The organism is Asaia platycodi JCM 25414 (assembly GCF_000614545.1).
GTDB classification, from domain to species: Bacteria; Pseudomonadota; Alphaproteobacteria; order Acetobacterales; family Acetobacteraceae; genus Asaia; species Asaia platycodi.
Genome location: NZ_BAKW01000017.1, coordinates 56,116 through 72,646, shown reverse-complemented (window position 1 = coordinate 72,646; position 16,531 = coordinate 56,116). Strand labels below are relative to the sequence as shown.

At 60.3% G+C, this 16,531-nt stretch carries 14 protein-coding genes, 2 tRNA genes and 4 pseudogenes; 10 read left to right on the top strand and 10 right to left on the bottom strand.

Annotated elements, in window-relative coordinates:
* The first annotated feature begins 106 nt into the window (after nt 1-106).
* The 4 genes from JCM25414_RS20015 (at nt 107) to JCM25414_RS23410 (ending at nt 961) form a co-directional block, all read left to right on the top strand.
* Nucleotides 107-535, top strand: a complete 429-nt coding sequence (locus JCM25414_RS20015) for a hypothetical protein (RefSeq protein ID WP_025841844.1) — start codon at nt 107-109, stop codon at nt 533-535.
* Nucleotides 536-599: 64 nt separating this feature from the next.
* A tRNA-Arg gene (locus tag JCM25414_RS12345) sits at nt 600-676 on the top strand.
* A gap of 32 nt (nt 677-708) precedes the next feature.
* Nucleotides 709-785: transfer RNA gene (locus tag JCM25414_RS12340), tRNA-Arg, on the top strand.
* A 23-nt stretch (nt 786-808) separates the two neighbouring features.
* Nucleotides 809-961 (top strand): hypothetical protein, encoded by a 153-nt coding sequence (locus JCM25414_RS23410; protein WP_159101767.1) that lies wholly within the window; start codon nt 809-811, stop codon nt 959-961.
* A 189-nt stretch (nt 962-1,150) separates the two neighbouring features.
* On the opposite strand, the gene JCM25414_RS12330 is transcribed toward JCM25414_RS23410, so the two are convergent.
* From JCM25414_RS12330 to JCM25414_RS12320, 3 genes are all read right to left on the bottom strand, one after another.
* Entirely contained in the window at nt 1,151-1,555 is a 405-nt protein-coding gene (locus tag JCM25414_RS12330; protein WP_081775921.1) for a response regulator, read from the bottom strand.
* Between the two features lie 74 nt (nt 1,556-1,629).
* Nucleotides 1,630-2,367: a trypsin-like serine peptidase gene (locus JCM25414_RS12325; RefSeq protein ID WP_242403557.1), complete on the bottom strand. Its 738-nt coding sequence runs from the start codon at nt 2,365-2,367 to the stop codon at nt 1,630-1,632.
* 10 nt (nt 2,368-2,377) lie between these two features.
* Complete coding sequence (locus JCM25414_RS12320) at nt 2,378-2,773, bottom strand: cytidine deaminase (RefSeq protein WP_025841841.1); 396 nt, start codon at nt 2,771-2,773, stop codon at nt 2,378-2,380.
* Nucleotides 2,774-2,836: 63 nt separating this feature from the next.
* Here JCM25414_RS12320 and lysA point away from each other — a divergent pair.
* From lysA to JCM25414_RS25255, 6 genes and pseudogenes are all read left to right on the top strand, one after another.
* Nucleotides 2,837-4,161, top strand: a pseudogene (gene lysA / locus JCM25414_RS20010) (diaminopimelate decarboxylase).
* On the top strand, nt 4,158-5,918 hold the full coding sequence (locus JCM25414_RS26125) for a DUF4175 family protein (RefSeq protein WP_051535873.1): 1,761 nt from the start codon (nt 4,158-4,160) through the stop codon (nt 5,916-5,918). The pseudogene lysA and the gene JCM25414_RS26125 overlap by 4 nt, the downstream one beginning before the upstream one ends.
* Nucleotides 5,867-6,850 carry a DUF4175 family protein gene (locus tag JCM25414_RS26120; protein ID WP_051535872.1) on the top strand — a complete coding sequence of 328 codons (984 nt, stop codon included), beginning with the start codon at nt 5,867-5,869 and terminating at the stop codon, nt 6,848-6,850. The genes JCM25414_RS26125 and JCM25414_RS26120 overlap by 52 nt, the downstream gene beginning before the upstream one ends.
* A 568-nt stretch (nt 6,851-7,418) precedes the next feature.
* Nucleotides 7,419-8,237: a TonB-dependent receptor plug domain-containing protein gene (locus tag JCM25414_RS25265; protein WP_025841840.1), complete on the top strand. Its 819-nt coding sequence runs from the start codon at nt 7,419-7,421 to the stop codon at nt 8,235-8,237.
* A 15-nt stretch (nt 8,238-8,252) separates the two neighbouring features.
* A complete protein-coding gene (locus tag JCM25414_RS25260) occupies nt 8,253-9,335 on the top strand; it encodes a TonB-dependent receptor domain-containing protein (protein WP_025841839.1) in 1,083 nt (360 codons plus the stop codon).
* Between the two features lie 38 nt (nt 9,336-9,373).
* Complete coding sequence (locus JCM25414_RS25255; protein WP_025841838.1) at nt 9,374-10,168, top strand: TonB-dependent receptor domain-containing protein; 795 nt, start codon at nt 9,374-9,376, stop codon at nt 10,166-10,168.
* Between the two features lie 116 nt (nt 10,169-10,284).
* On the opposite strand, the gene uraH is transcribed toward JCM25414_RS25255, so the two are convergent.
* From uraH to JCM25414_RS19985, 7 genes and pseudogenes are all read right to left on the bottom strand, one after another.
* Nucleotides 10,285-10,617, bottom strand: a complete 333-nt coding sequence (uraH, locus tag JCM25414_RS12290) for a hydroxyisourate hydrolase (protein ID WP_025841837.1) — start codon at nt 10,615-10,617, stop codon at nt 10,285-10,287.
* Nucleotides 10,614-11,108: a 2-oxo-4-hydroxy-4-carboxy-5-ureidoimidazoline decarboxylase gene (gene uraD, locus JCM25414_RS12285; protein ID WP_025841836.1), complete on the bottom strand. Its 495-nt coding sequence runs from the start codon at nt 11,106-11,108 to the stop codon at nt 10,614-10,616. Before uraD ends, uraH begins: the two co-directional genes overlap by 4 nt.
* Nucleotides 11,105-12,000 (bottom strand): annotated as a pseudogene (puuE, locus tag JCM25414_RS19995) (allantoinase PuuE). The gene uraD and the pseudogene puuE overlap by 4 nt, the downstream one beginning before the upstream one ends.
* A 20-nt stretch (nt 12,001-12,020) precedes the next feature.
* Nucleotides 12,021-13,597 (bottom strand): annotated as a pseudogene (locus JCM25414_RS19990) (gamma-glutamyltransferase family protein).
* Nucleotides 13,597-14,922: an AtzE family amidohydrolase gene (locus tag JCM25414_RS12270; RefSeq protein WP_035443381.1), complete on the bottom strand. Its 1,326-nt coding sequence runs from the start codon at nt 14,920-14,922 to the stop codon at nt 13,597-13,599. The pseudogene JCM25414_RS19990 and the gene JCM25414_RS12270 overlap by 1 nt, the downstream one beginning before the upstream one ends.
* Nucleotides 14,919-15,014 (bottom strand): hypothetical protein, encoded by a 96-nt coding sequence (locus tag JCM25414_RS25250; protein ID WP_242403561.1) that lies wholly within the window; start codon nt 15,012-15,014, stop codon nt 14,919-14,921. Before JCM25414_RS25250 ends, JCM25414_RS12270 begins: the two co-directional genes overlap by 4 nt.
* 74 nt (nt 15,015-15,088) lie before the next feature.
* Nucleotides 15,089-16,530, bottom strand: a pseudogene (locus JCM25414_RS19985) (NAD(P)-binding domain-containing protein).
* Nucleotide 16,531: the final 1 nt, after the last annotated feature.

Here is a 16,531-nt window from a genome sequence, read left to right as displayed (position 1 = left end):
AGCGCTCTTTCAACACGTCGTGCATGGGCAAATTCTGTGGGCATCGTATAGGATGTTCGCAGGGCAACGTCATCCCAAACGACGCGTTTGAGCCCCTCTTAATGTCATGATTCCTTCATTCAGACGAGATCGTTATGTCGCATTCCCGTTTTCGCCACCTGCCCGGCGCGGCTTTTCTGGGCGCGGTCTTTCTGCTTTCGGCCTGCTCAGGCCCGCAGCCGCCGAGCAAGGACCGATCGGCCTCTGGACTGGCGCGCTCGTTGCCGATCAGGGCAATTGTCCCATCGATACGAATTCGACCCTGCAGATCGGCTCGCAGACGGTCAGTTTCACACCGGGTGACAATGCCCTCGTCCTGAAAGGCACGCGCGGCGCCGACAAGCAGCATTTCCATGCGCAGCTCGACATGAAGGATGCGCAGCGCAAGCCCTACAGCCTCGTGTTCAATGGCTATCCTGTGGGCAATGCCATTGGCGGTATTTATGGCTCACCAACCTGCCGAGCCCACATCGTCATGACCCGTCCAAACCATTGATTGAAAAAAATTCTTTTTCCCTCTTGCGGGGTTCGGAAACTCACAGTAGAACCCGCCCCACGACGCACCCGTAGCTCAATTGGATAGAGCACCAGACTACGAATCTGGGGGTTAGAGGTTCGAGTCCTTTCGGGTGCGCCAGTATACATCGTGATCATGCAAGTGATCACCACGCACCCGTAGCTCAATTGGATAGAGCACCAGACTACGAATCTGGGGGTTAGAGGTTCGAGTCCTTTCGGGTGCGCCATATTTCTTCATGATAATTTTACGATGAATGATTGTGCCCCTGGCTGCACTCTCGATCGCATCCCTGTGCCATCGGCTCTGGCAAACAGAGCTGCACGCCAGCAAGGCAAGCCTGACTACCGTAATCCACTCATCTCGAAGAACGAAGTGCTGGATGGCGCCATCTGCATGAAATAAAAGGCGGTTATTACGGCCTCACCCTCCGATAGGTGATATCGCGCTTTGGCAGCTCATCAACTAGCCATTTCCCACAACGAAGCCAGAGCCTCAGCTAAGACAGCTCACCGCTGGTTCGGTCGCGAACACCAGGCTCGAGAATCCGAAATTTCCTGTACCGATCGGCGTCAAGGTCGAAATGGCTCATGCCTAGTGCACAAGTTGGGCGAGCGCCGAACAGACGTCGCTTTCGAGAAACGGCTTTGACACGAAAAGGCCCCGCGGAGGCAGCGCGAACCCCTTATCCATTTTTGCCCCCGAAGTGAGAACGAAGGCGACATCGGGCCGCGTCTTGAACAAATGATAGCCGAGATCCAGCCCATTCATGACACTGGGCATTTCGAAATCCGAGAAAACAAGACGGATATCTGGATTGCTTTTGATCACTGAGAGTGCCTCATCGGCATTTTCAACGGAAAGAACAGTGTAGCCCGCATCCGATATCATTTCGGACACATAAAGACGTAGTAGCGCTTGATCTTCCACCACAAGCACAGTGGGTGCTTTTGGAGCCGTTTTTACAATGCCTGCACTGTGAAGAGCTTCTACGGACATAACCGCCACGTCCTTCGGAAAATATTCGAATTCCGTTAACGGTGACAATGCCGTTAAGTTCGAAGAACAGAGCGCTACTTCCCCCTAACAGTTTCGTTAGAAACCGTCTCACTTACAAAACCGACTGCGGTTCCGCCCTGGCCTTCGTGAGCTGTCACATCGATCCCCGCAATGCTCCACTTCCCGTCTTCTTTCACCAGAAGAGGCGCACCACTGGCGCCATGCGTGGCGGCGCAGTCATGATCGACCAGTTGCCCACGCACATGAGTGACATGACAGGCGAGATCGCCCATGGCGAGTTCCATGCGGTCCTGCTGATAGCCTGCCAGCATGGCAGGGGAACCGGGTTGAGCCGCTATAATCGGGAGTAGTTCGCTGGTTTTGACGAGCGCGTGATCGAGAATAACGGTCGCATGATCGGCCTGACTGGTGCGCAGCGGATGATAGGGATCGTAAGTTGGCGCGATCACGAAACGCACCGCCCGCGCCGTGGCACGCCACGCCCCAGTGTCGTAGCCGAGCATGAAGTGAATGCTGGAAGGCTGGACGAAATTCGCCGCTTCCTCGCGCCAGAGGCAATGCGCGGCCGTCATGATCACCGAAGGCGCCACCATGAAACCAGTGCAGCGCGCCCCAAGCTCGGTCTGCACCCGACCCAGAATACGCCAGGGCTCCTGGTTCACATCGATCACATGGCGCGCGCCCTCTCCAACTCCCGGCAAGGCAACTCGGGCCGCCTGAGCAGAGGCGCCAACGATTTCTAGTGTCGCCAGCAACGCGAGACAGGCCGCCCTCAAAACTGACAAACCCACAGGCACCGCCTCATGCGAGGTTTTCCGGCCCGAACGACCACGGAAGCAAGTCACCGAGCGTCGTTTCGAGCAGCACGGCGCCCTGAGGATTGACCATCGTCACCGGCAGGGAGGATGACGAAAATTCACGCAGACGCTGACGGCATCCGCCGCACGGTGTGCAGGCAGCCTCGCCCCCACCCACGATCACGATCGCGTCGATCTGTCGCCCGCCAGCCAGGATCATGGCTGAAATCGCGCCTGCCTCGGCGCAGCTTCCCTGCGGATAGGCGGCATTTTCGACGTTGCAGCCGCTATAGATCTCGCCGTCGCAACGCAGCGCTGCCCCGACCTGAAAGCGTGAATAGGGTGCGTAGGCCTTCGCACGGGCAGCGAGCGCGGTGCTGATCAGCGCGTCTTTCATCATTATTCCCCTCTCCTGGCGTAATCCCAGCTTGGAAGCTGCTGGTTGCCTTGTAATCTAACTGGCATGACACGCCACGACCCTGATATCATGAACCTTCTCGCGTCACGCCCCTCTCTGCATATGGACGGGCAGGATGGCCTGCTTTTCGAGGGTGTTCCCTTGCAGACCATCGCGAATCAGGTTGGCACGCCCTGCTGGGTGACCGGCGCGGGCACGCTGCGTCGGCGCACGCGCAATCTCAAAAAAGCCTTCACTGAACGCGGGCTCGATATTGCGCTTCATTATGCCCTCAAGGCCAATGACCATCTCGCGACGCTAAGTGTGCTGCGGCAGGAAGGGTGCGGCGCCGATGTCGTGAGCGGCGGCGAGCTCAGGCGCGCCCTTCAGGCCGGCATTTCCCCTGCGGCCATCGTGTTCTCAGGCGTTGGCAAGACCGATTCCGAGCTCACTCATGCACTGCGCGAAGGGGTGGGTCAGATCAATGTCGAGAGCGCCGAAGAGCTGCGTCGTCTTTCCCGGCTTGCTCGCGGGCTCGGTCTCCATGCCCCGGTGGCCTGAGGGTAAACCCGCATATCGACGCCGAGACCCATGACAAGATCAGCACAGGCCGTCTGGGCGATAAATTCGGCATCGACTGGGCCGACGCCGTCGCGCTCTACCGCGAAGCCAGCACCCTGCCTGGTATCGAGATACGCGGTCTGGCTACCCATATCGGCAGCCAGATTCTCTCTCCCGCTCCGTTCAAGGCTGCGTATGCGCGCATAGCGGAGCTCGTCATCGAGCTGCGCGCTCAGGGCCTGACCGTAAGCGTGGTCGATTGTGGTGGCGGTCTGGGCGTACGGTATCGTGACGAGCTGGCACCGCCCCCGGCCGCGCTGGCTGGCGCGATCGCCGAGACGCTCGGCGCGCTCGATCTGAAGCTGGCCATCGAACCCGGCCGCTGGATCGCTGCGCCTGCGGGCGTGCTGCTGACCTCGGTGATCGATCTCAAGGCGCAGCGTGAGGGCGTATCCGATTTCGTGATCGTCGATGCCGCCATGAACGATCTGGCCCGGCCCAGCCTGTACGGCGCCTGGCATGGTATCGTCCCGCTTGCCCCTGACCTCGCCTACGCCGAAACCGGCCCGCAAACAGTGGTCGGGCCCGTCTGTGAATCGAGCGACGTCTTCGCGAAAGACCGCCTTCTTCCGGCAGTCCGCCCCGGCGATGCGCTCGCGCTGCTCGACACCGGCGCTTACGGTGCCGTCATGAGCTCGACCTATAACAGTCGCCCTCTGGCAGCGCAGGTGATGATCGAAAACGGTCAGTGGAAACTTGTGCGACCCCGGCAGCGTGTGGAAGCGTTATGGGGAGATGACATTATTCCGGAGTGGCTGGATTCTGAATGAGCATGGCTCCGTCCGCGCCACAGTCTCCTCTCATGCTTGAAAAACGGGTTGGCCGTGCCCGCCACCGCGCGCGACGCGTACTATGGGCTGAATCTGCCTGGTCGGCAGTGCAGTGGCCGCTCGCACTCGTGGGCGGTTATGCACTCAGCGGGCTGTTGCGCGTGCCGCAATCCCTCCCCGACACGCTGCACGCCTTCCTGCTCGCCGGGGTGGGCGGCGGCGCCATTGCTCTTGCGGCGCGTCATCTTTCAAGACTGCCACCACCAAGACCCAGCGCCATAGATCGACGCATTGAATCGCGCTCCGGCCTGCGCCATCAGCCACTTGCCGGTCTTGATGACTTACCTGCCGATGGGGATGAGACAGCGCTCTGGCGGCGCCACATGGAAAATTTGCGTGGCAGCATCGGCACGTTGCGCACAGGCTGGCCACGACTGAACTGGACGCCTGAGCGTCGGATCGGCTGGGCCGCTTTCGCCGCAGCCCTGCTGGGCGCCGTCATTCTTGCCGGACCTGCTGCGCCCTCGAGGCTCGAAGCTGCGTTTCTGCCGGGTGTCGATGATATAGACGTGCCGCTACCGCAGATCGAGGCCTGGGTCGACCTCCCGGATTACGCACCCGGCGCCCCGATTTTTCTGTCCCGACAGACAACCCCACCACGTATTCCCCAGGATGCGTCGCTGACCATCCATATTACGGGCGCGCGCTCTGGCCCGCATCTGCTTGGCGTGGATATCAGCGATGTCGGTACCAGACAGCTCGATTCTGGCAGCTGGAGCTTTGTCACGCGTCTTAGCCATAGCGGCAGGCTCTCCGTGCGGTCACGGGGGCGAACCATCGGCGAGTGGATTTTCACCATAGAGCCCGATCTCGCCCCTGAAGTCCGCTGGAAAGCCCCCCCGACCATCGCCAAGGAAAACCCTGACATCGTGTTGCCCTGGCAGGTGGCCCAAGCGCATGGCGTGGCAAAGCTCGCGGCACAGATCAGCCTCACCGCCAGGCCAGACCTCCCGCCCATCGATCTGGCAATCCCCCTGAAGGGCGAGCCCAAGAAAGCAGAGGGCGCTTTCGAAACCGACCTGACCGATTCACTCTGGGCAGGAGAGGCTGTGACGATCAGACTCCATGCCACAAGCCGAAGCGGTCGGCAGGCAACCAGTCCTGCTCAGAAGCTCACCCTGCCCAGCCGGGCTTTCCATGACCCTGTTGCGCGAGCTCTAGTCGCGTTGAGGCATCGCTTTGGTCTTGACCGCGAAACTGTGGCGCAAACTGCGGACGAACTCAGAACGCTTGCCCAGACCCTGCCCGCGAACGAAAAGGGTAGCACCCTGGCTTTGCTCTACGCCGCGGCCCAGCTCGACGACCCTTATGCAGAGCGCGCAAAAGAGAACGCTCTCGGCCTGTGCTGGGCCGTCGCGCTTTATCTTGAAGACCTGCGCAACACTGATCGGGAAACCGCTCAGGCCAATCTTGAAATCCGCGCTGCCCAGAAAGCGGTTCAGGACCAGATCGCCCATATGCAGGCCCTCGGTAAAAACGGGCGTAGCGAGGCAGAACAGCAGGAACTGGCAACGCGGATAAAACGTCTGCGTGACGCGCTCGACCAGCGTATGCAAGCGCTTATGCAACGCAGCATGCAGCTCGGCAGTGTGATCCCCGATATGGGTGGCGACGCCAATGACGGCAGCGATCCGGTATCGAGCTCATGCGTCGCCTGCAATCCGACGCGGCCAATGGCCACTCCGATGATGCCCTGAAACGTCTCGACGACCTGTCCAAAATGGTGGAGCGCATGCGCTCGGCAACGCCGCAGGACCTCGCCCAGATTGCGCAGCAAATACAGGCTCGAGCCCGGGCACAGGCGCAGAAAGCGGCGCTTCATGATCTGATACGCCGTGAAACCACCCTGCTCGACCATGTTCAGGCCCGCCTTGGGATTGGCCAGCGCAATGCACGCGATGCGCAGCAAGGCCAGAATCAGGATGTCAGCACCATGTCGACGGCAGAATTGCTGAAACGGCTGGGTATGGCGCCGCCCCCCGATATGGACGAGCCTCAATCGGCCCAACCTCCTCCGCCGCCAGTTCTGTCTCCCGAAGAAATGACGGTCCAGCACGAGCAGCGACGCGACGATCACGCTGTTCAACGTGCTCTGCAGATGGTGGCAAAGCTGCTCAATGACGACATCAAATCGTTGACGGGCAAGAGCATGGAGGGACTGACCAAGGCGGACAAGGACATGCATGCAGTCCGACAGGCCCTGGCCGATGTTCAGGATGGCCCAGCCGAAAGCGCAATCCGCAAGGTGCTGAAAGATCTCGCCGAGACCGGTCAGCAAATGAGCGAGGCCCAGAAGGGCAAAAATCACGGTGGTGGCCCACTCGCTCTCCTCCCGACTATGGGAACCGGCAACCACGCCCAGGGGGGAAAAGGCAAAGGCGACCAAAACCAGGCCGATAGCGACGACGAGGATTCCGAAGGCGACGGCGGCAGCAAGGCCGATCGTGATCCATTGGGCCGCAAGCTCGGCAAGGGGCATTCGGGCGCCGATACGGATGGCACGGTACCTGATGCCGACAGCCGTGAAAAAGCGCGTGAAATCGAGCGTGAATTGCGCCGCAGAGACGCCGACAGAACACGCCCGCAAAGCGAGCTGGATTATCTGGACAGGCTTCTCAAATCCTACTGAACCAGCTCGTTACGGAAATCTGTCTTACATTCGCAACGATCAATTACGATCTCGCACTGCGTGACCGCCACACGATTCTCATGTGGCGGGACAAACTGTGTCTCGAATTGTCACAGCGGCGTCCATGAACGCCCCGTTGCGCTAATTCACTGAAAGAATAGTATTTTTGACAGACCGACGCGCATGCCGGCCCGTATATCGTTAAAGATCGCGACACGAAATGATGCAAATCGGCAACATATTGTCGCTTGAACGCGCAATACAACGTCACAAAACGATAACGCCCTTGCAATGATATGACAGAAACCGCAGCCTCGTGACACAGAGTCATTCCGAGGGTTAATCTTCATGAAAACCGTTAAACTGCGAGGACGAGCGCGTCTTTTTCTTGGCGCGGTGATCTCCCTGTCGCCTGTAGCACCATGACAAACAGCCATGCGCAGACCGCGTCAGCCAGCACGCACCATCGCAAGGCTGTCAAATCGACTGCCAAGCATAAAAACACCGTCGCACGTGGCGCGACGAATGGCCGATCCTCGGTGCGCAGACCGCACCAGCGGCGACACTGGTGCCAAGCCGTTCGCAGAACGCGCTGCGCAACGTTTCAACGACGAATAACCTGTCTTTCAGCACGGGCGGCAAGTCCGAAGAGCTGATCGTTGTCGGTTCGGCGCTCAGCACGGCCAATAACACCAGCGCGAACCCAGTGCAGATCGTCACCTCCAAGCAGATCCAGCAGACTGGGGCGACGAACCTTAACGACTATCTGTCGCGTCTGCCCTCGATTGGCTCCAGCGGCACGACGAACAACAACACCAACGGCACGGGCGGCGCTGCCTGCGTGGATCTGCGTAACCTCGGTGGAAATCGCGTCCTCGTGCTTGTCGATGGCAAGCGCACGACGCCGAACGGCAATAACGATTGTATCGATCTCAACACCATCCCGGTGCAGATGGTGCAGTCTGTCGAAATCCTGAAAGACGGTGGCTCGGAACTTTACGGCGCTGACGCCGTGTCGGGCGTCATCAACATCAAGCTTCGCCACGACCTCAACACAGGCAGCGTCACGATCCGTGGCGGAATCACTGGTCATGGCGATAACCGCACCGGCATGATCTCGGCCATGAAGGGCTGGAATTTCGACCACGACAAGGGCAACCTGACCCTTGGCGGCAGCTATATGACGCAGGGCGGCATTCAGCAGCGCAACCGCTCGTGGTCTGCCACCGCACTCGGCGCTTCGGGCAACTACCCCACCCAGTCGGGCCTGCAGGTAGCTCGATCATTACGCCAGGGGGCACGTATTTCGGCCAGGATACCGGTAATGCGTATGTCGGTAATATCGATACCGGCGCCTGAGCCCCTACAGCAAGAGCAAGCGCTATAACTACGGCCAGAACCAGTGGCTGCTCAACGCGCTTCAGGATTCGACCTCTCGGGTGACCTGCATTACGAGATCAGCAAGCATTTCGACGTCTACTCGAATGTGCTCTACGCACATCGTTCGTCGAAGGCCCAGCTGGCTCCTGAGCCCGCAACCGGCAGCGTACCGCCCTCGCCTCTTCCGAATTCGATCATCCTGCCCTCCGATTATCCGGGCAATCCGACGGGCGAAGATCTGCAGCTCTATCGCCGTCTGGGCGAATTCGGTTCTCGTACGAACAACAACACCAGCGACACCGTAACTGGCATGTTCGGTGTGCGCGGCGATATCGTGCATGACTGGAAATATGACCTGTCCTATACCTACGGTGTCAGCCAGGATACCGACCAGCTACAGGGCGTCGGCAATTACTCGAAGCTTCTGCAGGAGTGGGGCCTCGAAAACGCCGTCAACCCGAACGATCCCGATGGCGCTCTCATCTACAACCCGAATTCCTGCGCGGGTTCGGCTGGCTGTGTTCAGTCCAACGCCTTTACGCGCCTTTCGCCCGGTGCCGTTCAGTACGCCAACTACACCACCTACGCACACACCATGTACCAGCTGCGCGACCTGAACCTGCGCATCCACAACAACCATGTGGTCCACATGCCGTGGAAGGGCGGCGGAGATTTCGGTATCGCGCTCGGCATGGAGCATCGTGGCGAACAGCTCTCCAACAACCCCGATCCGCTGGTGCAGAGCGGCTACTCGCTGACCAACACGGTTGCCTCCACCTCTGGCGGCTTCAACGTGACCGAGGGCTATATCCAGGGTCATGCGCAGCTGCTGAAGGACGTCGCTTTCGCGAAGGATCTGTCGATCGACGGGCAAGGCCGTTATTCGTCCTATAACACCTTTGGCGGGGCGAAGAACTGGAAGGTCGGCATCGACTGGGCACCGACGCGTGATATCCGCTTCCGTGGCACGCTCGGCACGTCTTTCCGCCAGCCTAACGTTTATGAGCTATATGGCGGCGTCGGCCTCGGTTATCCCGCTGCCTCCGATCCTGCGCGGGCGCAACCAGCCCGACACTGGTCGCGAATTGCATTAAGGGCGGTGTAGCCAATCCGGCGAACTTCAACTCGGCCAATTCCGGTCAGGTGCCGACTCTCTCGGGCGGCAACCGTGCGCTCAACCCGGAAACCGGTCGCACTTACACGTTCGGCACAATCATCACGCCGCGCTGGGTGCCGGGCCTCTCGGCCTCGGTTGAATACTGGCACTACACGATTGGCGGCCTAGTCGGTTCGCTTCCGACCCAGTACATTTTGAACCAGTGCTATCAGGAAAGCGTGCAGTCGTACTGCAACTCGATCACGCGCCTCCCTAACGGGCAGATCAACACTGTCTCGGCTATCGACCAGAATCTGGGCGACCTGCTGACCAGCGGCATCGATTTCGATCTCAACTATCGGTGGAAACTCACCCATCACGATGCCTTCATCGTAGACAATAACTTCCAGCAGCTGGTGAAGTACAAGCAGCAGCAGCAGCCGGGCGGCACCTATCTCAACCAGACAGGCGCCCTGTTCTACCAGAATGGCTCCAGCAACCCGCGCGTTCGTGACTATGCGACCCTCACATGGCAGCATGACGCGTTTCGTATTTCCTACATGTTCCAGTATATCGGTGGCGTGAACTGGAATGACGGCTCGGCCTTCCTGAGCGAAGAAAGCCCGGCCGCCAATGCCCGCATCAAGACGCCTGCAATGGTTCAGCAGGATATCTCGATCGGCTATACTTGGAAGCGCTGGAACTTCGAAGGCGGTGTGCAGAACATCGCGGGCAAGAACCCGCCTTTCGTGCTCAACGCAGCCTCCAACTCGGCTGACAGCACCTATGGCGGCTTCTATATGGGCCGATACATCTTCCTGCAGGCAGGTTTGAATTTCTGATCTGCCACGGTGTGGGGTATGTCCCCGCACCAGGGACTAAAAAGAGGGAGAAGGGTCACCAGCCCTTCTCCCCCTTTTTGCGCTCAATTCTGCCGCGACGACAGGATCATACGATCTCAGCTACCGCGATAGGTCGAGTAACCGAAAGGCGAGACCAGAAGCGGCACGTGATAATGGCCAGCGCCTGTCATGCCGAAATCGATCTGCACCTCATCCAGAAACGGGGGTTCCGGCAGAACATGTCCGTGCGCCCTGAAATAAGCTGCCACGGCAAAGCGCAGCACATACGCGCCTGCGGTGACGCCAATGGCCTTGAGCTCAGCACAGCGCCCGTCGCTATCGGTCATACCACTAAAGAGAACGCGGTCGTCATGCAGCAATGTCACGCGCATTCCGGCAGCGGGGCGGCCGCTCGCCGTGTCGAGAACGTGAGTGGAGAGTGTCGTCATGATGCTGTCTTGTCCTTCAGGCGCAGCAGGGCAATCTGATCGATCTGGTCGAGCGCCTCGGCCAGCTCTGCCTCCGGGGTCTGCTGGAGACGTCGTTCGATTTCCTGTCGCATCCGCTCCTTCGTTGCCCGGCGCACGCAGATGACGAAAGGCATCTCGAAACGCGCCTGATATGCATCGTTCAGGGCCCGGAACGAGATGAATTCCGCTTCGCTCAGTCGGTCGAGCCCGGCGCCCTCCTGCTCAGCAGCGGAAAGCGCCCCCAGATCGGGATCAACGCCGAATTTTCTGGCAAGCTCGGGATGCGCCTTAACCAAAGCCTTCTGCTCTTCCGGCGAGGCGTCGCGCACGACGCGCGACGTAGCCGCAATCAGCGCCTGTGCGTCGACAAAAGGTGCCTGCGGCCAGACGGCCTCAACAATCCAGGGGCTGTGTTCATACAGATCGCCGAAACGGTCGACAAAATCTTCACGACTTGCTGCGCCGATCATGCGGGATGCCTTTCAAGCCAGTGACGCGCAATGTCGAGCCGGGTCGCTACCCAGACATCCCGATGCGACCGTACATGGTCAAGAAAGCGCTTCAGCGCGAGGGCACGCGCCGGGCGCCCCACGAGGCGACAATGCAGACCAACGGACATCATGCGCCCTCCTTCCTGATAGAGCATATCGAAGCTGTCACGCAGATAACGGAAGAACTGCTCACCCTCGGTAAAACCGTTCAGCGCCACGAGCTTCATGTCGTTCACGTCGAGCGTATAGGGCACGATGAGCTGTGCCTTGCCGTAACGGCGATCATAATACGGAAGATCATCAGCGTAAGAATCCGCGTCATAGACGAAGCATCCCTCCTGTGCGACGAGCCTGGCCGTGTTGGGCTGGTGCGTCCCTGATACCAGCCAAGCGGCGCAGCGCCAGTGACTTGCTTGTGCAACCTGATCGCCTCGCGGATATGCTTGTGCTCTTCCGCTTCGGGAATATCCTGATAGTCGATCCAGCGCAGACCGTGAGACGCAATTTCCCATCCTGCCGCCTGCATGGCCGCCACGGCATCGGGATTACGTGAGAGTGCCATGGCGACACCGAACACGGTCAAAGGGAGGCCAGCCTCGGTAAACAAGCGGTGCAAGCGCCAGAATCCAGCGCGCGAGCCATATTCATAAAGGCTTTCCATCTGCATGCAGCGCGCGCCCTGAACCGAACGCGTGCCAACCATCTCGGATAGAAAAGCTTCGGATCCCTCGTCACCGTGCAGGACGTTATTCTCTGCGCCCTCTTCGTAATTCAGCACGAATTGCACGGCGATACGCGCCCCGCCGGGCCAGTCTGCCTCCGGGGGATGGGCACCATAGCCCAGCAGATCGCGCGGATATTCTTCTCTCATGCCTCTATCTCTCATCGGGCTCAAAGCGCTGCAACGCCGCCATCGCTACGCGGGTCGGTGGCGCCTTCCATCGTGCCGTCCTCATAACGCCGAATGGCCCCGGCATGACCCATGGCCGTGGCAAAAGCCGTAAGAGTCTCGACGTCGTGCCCCAGTTCGCGCAGCCCTTCGAGCAGTTCGGGAGCAAAACGTGTTTCCATCTTAAGCGTGGTTGTGGTCTCGCCCCAGGTGCGTCCCAGCAGCCAGCGCGGTGCCGTGATGGCCTCCTGCAAACCGAGACCGGCAATGACATTGCGCGCCACGATGGCCGCCTGCGTCTGGGGCTGCCCCTCACCGCCCATCGTACCGTAAGACAGCAGACTGCCATCGTTGAGCGCGGCCATGGCGGGGTTGAGCGTATGGAACGGTTTGCGACCGGGCACGAGACTGCGCAGACGCCCCGGCCTGAGATCGAAACTCGACCCGCGATTCTGCCAGACCAGCCCGGTCTCAGGCAGCACGACCCCGGAGCCGAATTCGAAATAGAGACTCTGGATCATGCTGACCGCCCAGCCTTCGGCATCCATCACGCCAAACCAGGTCGTATCGCCCTGCTGCACAGGATGAGGCCAGGGCGCCGCACGGTCGAGCTCGATTCCCGCCGCCATGGCATCGAGGGCGGCGCTGTCTGAAAGCAGCGCCTGAGGCGATACACCCATGATCGCCGGATCGGCGATCTCGTGGTCACGCCAGATGAAGGCAGCCTTGGTGGCTTCTACCCAGCGATGAATATCCTCGACCGTATCGGCGCCCTTTACTCCGAGCCTCTCGGCAAGGGCCAGAATGAGCAGGGAAGCCGCACCCTGCGTCGGTGGATTGACGTTGAAGAACTGACCGTGATGCAGCTGCGTCTCAAGCGGCGCCGAGACCACCGCTTCATGATGGTTCAGATCGTCAAGCCCGACAGGCGAACCGCAGGAAGCGAGTTCCGACGCAATCAGATCGGCAAGTTTGCATGATAGAAATCGCCCAACCCTGCCGTGGCAAGACGCCTGAGTGTGCGCGCCAGCGCCGGATTGCGATGAACACTCCCTGCTATCGGCATGTCGCCGGACGGCAGAAACAGCGCGCTGAAATTGGGCATGTAGCTCAGCACATCGAGATGCGCGGCCATGAGCCCGGCCATACTCTCGGTCACCACCATGCCGTGCTCGGCATGATCGATCGCATCGGCCAGAAGCGTCGTGAGCGGCAGGCTTCCCCCTGCATAATTGAGCGCCTGACTCCATCCGGCGACCGTACCGGCCACCGTATTGGCGGCCAGACCGCCGCGCCACGGCACCGCGTCAAGACCGCGATAAAGCGAGGGTGTTGCGTTCTGGGCCAGTCGGCCACAGGCATCGATCGCCCTCATGGCCCCGTCGGGCCTGCGGATGATCCAGAACCCGTCTCCGCCAAGCCCGGTCATATGCGGATAGACGACCGAGAGCGTCGCCGCGACGGCAACCGCCGCCTCGACAGCATTGCCGCCCGATTTGAGAATATCCCTTCCCGCCTGAGCGGCAAGATGATGCGGAGCCGTCACCATTCCCCTGCGGGAGCGCGCACTGAAAAGCATCAATCCTCCAGAATTCGTGCGAGGGCCAGACCCGATCGCTCAAGAGCCTCACCAAAGGCGATCAGCCGGTCTTCGCGTCCCGGCGGCGCAACGATCTGGACGCCGAGCGGCAACCCGTCGACCGCGAGCGGCGCAGTGAGAACCGGGAATCCAGCCAATGTGAGAGGCTGGGTATAAAGGCCAAGATTGGCCCGTGCCGGAACGGGCTTTCCGCCAATCACGAGAACCGGAGCCTCGATACGCGGGGCCTCCCCGACGACAGCGGGCGCGATCAGGAGATCGGCAGTATCGAAAGCCTCGTGCATGCGTGCCCGGAACCAGCGACGCAATTTATGCGCCCTGAACACATTCGGCGCCGGAACCAGCGCCCCGGCGAGAAGGCGATCACGCACTGCCGGATCATAAAGTGCCGCCTGACGTCGCAGCCGGTCGAGATGCAGCGCTCCTCCTTCCGACGCACTGATCACGAAAGCGGCCGCACGCGCCGCCGCGACATCGGGCAGTCGAATTTCGCGCTGAACATCCAGAGCGCGACAAAACCCATCAAGTGCTGCTCCCATTTCCGGGGAGAGATCGGTGGCAAACCAGCCACCGAGCCGCCCCAGACGCAGCCCATCCGTCTCGACCCGAGCGAGCGTTTCGCCGGTCAGCACTTCCACCACAACACGCATATCGGCGGCACTGGCGGTAAAAGGCCCGACCGTATCGAGACTCGCCACGAAAGGAAAAGATCCTTCGGTTGGCAGGCGGTTCTGCGTTGCGCGCAGTCCCCAGACGCCGCATAGCGAGGCCGGGACGCGGATGGAGCCATTCGTGTCAGAACCAAGCGAAAGCGGAAAATACCCTGCAGCGACACCGGCTGCCGACCCGCCTGAAGAGCCGCCTGCAAGACGGGTGGTATCATGCGGGTTACGCGTCAGGCCATAATGCGCATTATCGGTCGCAAAGCCGTAGGCGAATTCGTCCATATTGGTGGTAGCCAGCGGGATTGCCCCGGCCTCGACAAGACGGCACACCAGTGGCGCATCAAGCGTTGCCGGGGGCTCGTTCGCCAGTACACGCGATCCCGCCGTCGTCACCAGCCCTTCGACATCGAACAGATCCTTGATGCCAAAAGGCACACCGGCCAACGGCCCGGGATCGCCCCCGCTGCCCACAACTGAATCGATAAGACTCGCCTGACCAAGAGCTCTCTCTGCCAGGAGACGCGTGACAGCGTTCAACGCAGCGTCACGCGCCGTCACGCGGTCGAGACAGGTCTCGATCACGGAGACAGCCGAGCGTTCTCCTGCCCTGATCGCGCGCGCAAGCTCTATCGCTCTCACGGATGATACTCGAAAGCGGGCTCAAGCCTCTCCGGCAGATCGACCGTCATTATCAACGCCTCATACTGCCCGATAAGTGCCAGATTACGCATAATCTCGGAACGATATTCTTCCGGAACGTTCAGGTCGAGCGCGGCAGCGCGCGCTGCAAGTTGTTCCTCCGGTGTCATGCCTGCTCCTCATTCTGCCTTCCAAGACTGACCAGTTCTTCAGCATCATAGGAAAGCAGGCTCTCAAGATGTTTTTCGCCATCCTGCACGAAGAGATCGCAGGCGATCGCACGGGCAAGCCGGTCAACGCCGTAGCGCATACCGCTGATCGACGCGCCCGAAAGCCCCATGCTCGGCGTGGCCGCAAAGGTGAAATTATAGATCGCACCCAGCATCGCGGCATCGGGGTGCGCCGCATCGCGGGGCAAGAACTGACTCTGCTGCTTAGATAGGGATAGGAATCGAGCACGGCGCTTCCCTCCCCCTCTGGCGCCGCAAAACGATCGCCCCATAGCGCAATATTGGGTGCAAAAGACGCGGTCTCGGGGCGCTTGCTGAAATCGATCACGAAGCCTGTACCGATGATCAGAAAATCGAATATCTTCTCGCCATAGGGCGTTTTCACAATCACGGTTTCCCCTTCGCACCGGGCATCGAGCCACGGCGTGTCGCCGTGAAAACTGAATCCGTCATGCCGGCTGCACCGCCAGAAGGTGTCCTGCGGCGGGGGCTGGTTGAGGTCGAAGATGCGACGCATGAAGCGCCAGCGTGTCAGATCCGGCAGTGATGGAAAATGGCCGAGAAAGCCGGCATTTTCCATCCAGCGATAGGGATTGATGCGCGGCAATGTCTTGCGACGGATGCAGACGGCAACCGACTGCGCCCCGGCTTCCAACGCCGTTGCTGCATTGTCGAAGGCTGAGGCGCCCCCGCCAAGCACACCGACCCGCTTGCCACGCAGTGCCTCGAAGTCGATTTCCTGGTGTGTATGAGCGTAAAGATGACCAGGCACGGACTCACGAATGAATTCAGGCACATGCCACGACCCGCTGCCCTCGATGCCGGTCGCCAAGACGATACGGCGGGCCCAGACACGGCTCGTTTCACCGTCCTGCGCACGAAAACTCAAATGCAACAGCCCGTCCTGCCAGACGACATCGACCAGTTCACGATCATGCTGCACGGGCAAGGCCAGCGTATCACGATACCAGTCGAGATAGGCCTGCCAGTCGCGCCGATCGATTTTGTCGAGCGAGACCCAGGCGTCCTTTCCGTAGCGTGCTTCGAACCACGAACGCGGCGTCAGTGACGGGATGCCCAGATCGGGGCCGGTCACATGCTTGGGCGTACGCAAGGTGATCATGCGGGCAAACGTCACCCAGGGGCCGGCCTTGCCGTGCTGAGCACGCTCGAACACCCTGACGTTATGCACGCCGATACGACGCAGGGCAAAGCTGGTAGCCAGACCGCCCTGACCACCACCTATCACGGCAACATCCAGAACCGGCTCACCATGATGAGTCAGAACCGATGAAACCCATGGCCCTGAGGCATAAGCGATTCTTTCGAGATCGTCATGAACCTGTCTGGCTAGATCTTTGAGCGCGTCGTTCTGCATA